The 496-nt window shown below is 38.5% G+C and carries 1 protein-coding gene and 1 pseudogene; both read left to right on the top strand.

What is annotated here, in order from left to right; all coding sequences use genetic code 11:
- Positions 1–9 precede the first annotated feature (9 nt).
- A complete protein-coding gene (locus AWN68_RS19135; protein ID WP_262501383.1) occupies positions 10–162 on the top strand; it encodes a CcmD family protein in 153 nt (50 codons plus the stop codon).
- 68 nt (positions 163–230) lie between these two features.
- Positions 231–496: pseudogene (locus tag AWN68_RS14275) on the top strand (cytochrome c maturation protein CcmE); the annotation flags it as partial.

Here is a 496-nt window from a genome sequence, read left to right as displayed (position 1 = left end):
ACCGTTGAAATGGCTGATACGATGCGCTCAAATGGTAAAATCTATGTAGTTGTAGCTGTTATTATGATCCTTTTTGTTGGCTTTAGTATTTACACTATTTCCGTTGATAAAAAGATAAGCAAGCTAGAAAAAGAGGTTTTCAAGGAAAAGGTTAACTCATAGCCGTTTGTGTTGTAATTTCGCACCCAAATAGAGGTTCATCCCGTTGAACCCCAAAAAACGTTCGTGCTATGAAAAAATCGAGTATCATCGGAATCGTAGTGATCGCCATCGCCATCGCTATCATCATTTCTACACAAAACAGTGCTAGCTCTTATGTTTCATTTGATATCGCCAAAGAAATGGCTCAGAATGGAAGCAGCAAGAAAATCCATGTTGTAGGTGAGTTAAAAAAGAACACAGTTGGCCAAGTGATTGGTGTAAACCCTAGCCCAGACAAACTTTCTGTATCGTTTGTTATGCTAGACGACAACAACTTGGAACAAACCGTTTATTA

Source organism: Roseivirga echinicomitans (genome assembly GCF_001592935.1).
Lineage (GTDB): Bacteria > Bacteroidota > Bacteroidia > Cytophagales > Cyclobacteriaceae > Roseivirga > Roseivirga echinicomitans.
The sequence above is the reverse complement of the archived record's forward strand: the minus strand, read 5'-3'. Positions and strand labels throughout refer to the sequence as shown.